Source organism: Streptomyces yerevanensis, assembly GCF_000716805.1.
Lineage (GTDB): Bacteria > Actinomycetota > Actinomycetes > Streptomycetales > Streptomycetaceae > Streptomyces > Streptomyces flaveus.
Window position 1 is genome coordinate 1 of sequence record NZ_JNWJ01000154.1, and the last position, 3,614, is coordinate 3,614.

A 3,614-nucleotide genomic window follows, 5' to 3' on the forward strand; every position below is an offset into this window, starting at 1 on the left:
AGCGAGGTTGTGGGAGCGCAGAAGGTTTGCGAAACCGACTGCGTAGTCGACGAGAACGACGGTGGTGTTGGCGGGGGTGAGGGGCTCAGGAGTCATGACGAAACTTCTTTCTGATCGAAGGACAGCGGCGCGTTGGTCGCGCAGCGGTGGGCAGGTGCCTTGGCGCACTGGTGACCGCTTGGTCACAGCAGTTGTTCCTTGCCGCGGTGCCCAGTCCCCGCACGCTGATGGCACAGGTGGCCGGCGATCCCAAGTCGTTGCCGACGCGCAGCGCCCGGTCATACGTCCGACGCATGACCCTCAGCGGCGGCAACGACTCCTTGTGGCTTGTGGGCCGTTCAGCTACGGGGCATTCAGCGGCCGATGTCGTCCAGCTCGGTCAAGTCCTCATGCGAGAGGGAGAGTCCCGCGCCGGCGATGTTCTCGCGCAGGTGCGCTGTCGATGACGTGCCGGGGATGAGCAGGATGTTCGGTGATCGCTGCAGCAGCCAGGCCAGTGCGACGGACATCGGTGTCGCCTTCAATCGAGCGGCGACCGCCGAGAGCGCCGAGGACTGGAGCGGGGTAAAGCCCCCGAGGGGGAAGAAGGGCACGTACGCGACGCCTTCGGTGGCGAGCCGGTCGATGAGCTTGTCGTCGTGGCGGTGGGCGAGGTTGTACATGTTCTGCACGCACACGATCGGCGCGATGCTCTGTGCCTCGGTGACCTGCTCCTCGGTGGCGTTGCTGACCCCGAGGTGGCGGATCAGGCCCTGCTGCTGGAGTTCCACGAGCGTCTCGAACGCCTCGGCGAGCGAGCCGGGCTGGGGACCTTCGGCGTTGCCGAGTCGGAGGTTGACCAGGTCGAGTACGTCGAGCCGGAGGGACTTGAGGTTGTCGTGGACCTGGCGGCGCAGATCTTCGGGTCGCCGGGCCGTGGGCCAGCCACCTTGTTCGTCGCGGGTCGCGCCCACCTTGGTCACGATGTGCAGCGACTCGGGATAGGGGTGCAGCGCCTCGCGGATCAACTCGTTGGTGACGCGCGGCCCGTAGGCGTCGCTGGTGTCGATGTGGGTGATTCCGAGGTCGACCGCCGCTTCGCGCAGAACGGCCAGGGCGCCCTCGCGATCGGTGGGCGGCCCCATGACCCACGGGCCGGCCAGTTGCATGGCGCCGTAGCCGAACCGGGTGACGGTCAGGTCACCCAGAGTCCAGGTGCCGCCGGGAAGAGAGAGGGAGGGTGCGCTCATGCTGTTGCCTTTCGTCGTGCACGTGGGGGGTGCCCCTATGTGGTTCGTCAAGGAAATCGGGCTGCGTCGATGAGGATGCGGGCTACGTCCTGACCCCGATTCCGGGCATCGAGATCTGGACCTTCGAAAGAGGGTGGGTCTCCAGTAGTTCCTCGATCCTCGTGGCGAAGAGTTTGCGCTCGTCAAGTATGGAAAGCGGCGGCTTCAGGCCACGACTGCACCCTGGAGCGTGAGGGGCTCGATAACTACGCCTGCGAGCGGTTTTCTTCCGATTCGATCACTTGCAGGCACCTCGCGAGGGCGGCCACCATGTATCGGCGCCAGAGGGGGGCGAATGGACCGGCGAGAATCCAGCGACGGCCCGGAAGAGGCTTGAATTCGTAGGTCCACCGAATGAGGGTGCCATCGCCGTCGGGATTGAAGTTCCATTCACCTCGAACGCCTGCCGCGAGCCGGGAGAGGATGTTCGTGAATCCCGTCAGCTGATACGCAAAACTCGAGCCTTCCGTGTACTCGACCAACTGTTCGTCGGCCTGTGACCCGTCGTCGAACTGCGGATTCCTGGTGGGACCGACGTGATCCCATGCTTCGGTCTGGTTTGTCACACCTTTGACACCGGGAAAGGGTGCCACCCGGTGGAAAACGCTCGACAGGTCGATGGGAACGATCAATCGGAACGCGTTGGCGGGCGCCACCGAAGTTCGCCGCTGGACTGTGATCGGAACAGTGTTGTCGGCTGCGCCGATAAGGAGGGGTATCGCCTGGACCACTGCGGCCCCCTGAGGCTCGGTCGATTTCTTCCCCGCGATCGGTTTCTTGTCGGACATCGATGTTCTCCTGTCTTGGTGATATGAATCCACTGTGAAGCATTAACGAACATGAAATGCTTCGAATGGGAAGCAAGCAGATTCGTGATGTGAGTGACCCGACCACCGGCCTGAACATCGAGTGCCTGCTTCACCTCCTGACGGCGATCAGCAGCCTGCCGCAGTACGGGGTGGACGAGCACCTGCGTGCCGGCGCCGAGGCGCTTCAGGGGCGACGTCGAGGTAGGGACCGCCCGGCATTCCGGCGGGCCCTTTCCTCGCTGACCCAGGGACCGCAGCGATATGTGGCTGGCGACGTGGGTTGGTAAGTGACAGCAAGCCGCTCGTCACCGCTCAGATCGACTTGAGCACCCGGACCCGATCGGCGATGACACGTCGCGCGACGTCGGTGTCGAAGGCGATGGAGTCGAATTCGTGCGGGACGCCGGGGTGAAGGTGGAACTCCACCGGCACGCCGGCGCGGCTGAGCTTGGTCGCGTAGGCGGTGTCCTCGTCGCGGAAGACGTCGAGCTGGCCGACCTCGATGTAGGCCGGCGGCAGGCCGGTCGCATCCTCGAGACGGGCGGGAGCTGCCGTGGGCGGGACGTCGGGGCCGCCGGCGGCCTCGCCGAGCAGTGCCGGCCATGCGGTGAGGCTGTCGTCGTAGGACCACAGAGCGTAGGGATCGATGTGCGGGTCGGGTGTGGTGGTGCGGTCGTCGAGCATCGGCATGAGCAGGATCTGCCGGGCTATCCGCGGGCCGCCGCGCTCGCGGGCGAGGATCGTCAGGGCCGCTGCCATGCCGCCTCCGGCGCTGTCTCCCATCACGCCGATGCGGTTGGCGTCGACGCCCAGCTCGGCGGCGTGTTCGTGCAACCAGCGCAGTGCGGCGTAGGCGTCTTCGAGCGGTGTCGGGAAGGGGTGCTCGGGGGCGCGGCGGTACTCGACCGACAGCATCGGCACGCCGCTGGAGGACACGTAGCGGGAGACCGGACCGTCGAACAGGTCGATGTGGCCGAGGATGTATCCGCCGCCGTGGAAGAACAGCACGGCCGGGCCGGGCTCGGCGCCGTCCTTGACGTACCAGCGCATTTTGATCTGTGTGCCGTCGTCTGCGGTCGCGTAGTGCTCGTGGGTCGTCACGTCGGCCGGGATCGGCTGCGCGGCTCCCGCGGCGCCGATGATCGGTTCCCACATGGCGCGGCGGCCCGCGATGTCGCCCACAGCCGGCGGCTTGGCCTCGGCCATCGCGCCGGCCATCGGGGCCAGCGCCTCGGCGATCTCGGGATCCAGGGACAGTGTCATGGTGTTTTCCTTTCGAGGCTGGTCGGTCGGTGTCAGGCGGCGGGCGCGACGATGACGGCCTTGCCGTGCAGCTCGCCCGTGGCGGCCTGGGCGTGGACTGCCGGCAGCTCTGCCAGCGGCACTCGCTGCGCGACGTTGACGCGCAGCTCGCCGGAGTCGATCAGTGCCACCAGCCGCGACAGCTGGTCGGCGTCGCTGCGGACGAACAGGTCGATGCCGCGCACGCCGCGCTGTTCGTCGCTGGGTGCGGGCATCCACACCGTGGTGTTCACCA

General features: G+C 66.5%; 5 protein-coding genes and 1 pseudogene. 1 reads left to right on the plus strand and 5 read right to left on the minus strand.

What is annotated here, in order from left to right; translation table 11 throughout:
* Positions 1-353 precede the first annotated feature (353 nt).
* The 3 genes and pseudogenes from OP79_RS48560 to OP79_RS48565 form a co-directional block, all read right to left on the minus strand.
* Entirely contained in the window at positions 354-1,229 is an 876-nt protein-coding gene (locus OP79_RS48560) for an aldo/keto reductase family oxidoreductase (RefSeq protein WP_033329643.1), read from the minus strand.
* Between the two features lie 65 nt (positions 1,230-1,294).
* A pseudogene (locus OP79_RS57920) lies at positions 1,295-1,422 on the minus strand (IS110 family transposase); the annotation flags it as partial.
* Between the two features lie 52 nt (positions 1,423-1,474).
* Positions 1,475-2,056: an SRPBCC family protein gene (locus OP79_RS48565; RefSeq protein ID WP_078492534.1), complete on the minus strand. Its 582-nt coding sequence runs from the start codon at positions 2,054-2,056 to the stop codon at positions 1,475-1,477.
* 65 nt (positions 2,057-2,121) lie between these two features.
* Here OP79_RS48565 and OP79_RS48570 point away from each other — a divergent pair, with 65 nt between their 5' ends.
* Complete coding sequence (locus OP79_RS48570; protein ID WP_033329644.1) at positions 2,122-2,364, plus strand: hypothetical protein; 243 nt, start codon at positions 2,122-2,124, stop codon at positions 2,362-2,364.
* Positions 2,365-2,389: 25 nt separating this feature from the next.
* On the opposite strand, the gene OP79_RS48575 is transcribed toward OP79_RS48570, so the two are convergent.
* Together OP79_RS48575 and OP79_RS48580 are read right to left on the minus strand one after the other, a co-directional pair.
* Positions 2,390-3,340: an alpha/beta hydrolase gene (locus OP79_RS48575; protein ID WP_033329645.1), complete on the minus strand. Its 951-nt coding sequence runs from the start codon at positions 3,338-3,340 to the stop codon at positions 2,390-2,392.
* Between the two features lie 32 nt (positions 3,341-3,372).
* A partial coding sequence (locus OP79_RS48580) for a zinc-binding dehydrogenase (RefSeq protein ID WP_157857545.1) occupies positions 3,373-3,614 on the minus strand: 242 nt, incomplete at its 5' end.

Coding starts and splice junctions, on each gene's coding strand:
- OP79_RS48560 (WP_033329643.1), bottom strand. CDS start 1,229: ATGAGCGCACCCTCCCTCTCTCTTCCCGGCGGCACCTGGACTCTGGGT.
- OP79_RS48565 (WP_078492534.1), bottom strand. CDS start 2,056: ATGTCCGACAAGAAACCGATCGCGGGGAAGAAATCGACCGAGCCTCAG.
- OP79_RS48570 (WP_033329644.1), top strand. CDS start 2,122: ATGGGAAGCAAGCAGATTCGTGATGTGAGTGACCCGACCACCGGCCTG.
- OP79_RS48575 (WP_033329645.1), bottom strand. CDS start 3,340: ATGACACTGTCCCTGGATCCCGAGATCGCCGAGGCGCTGGCCCCGATG.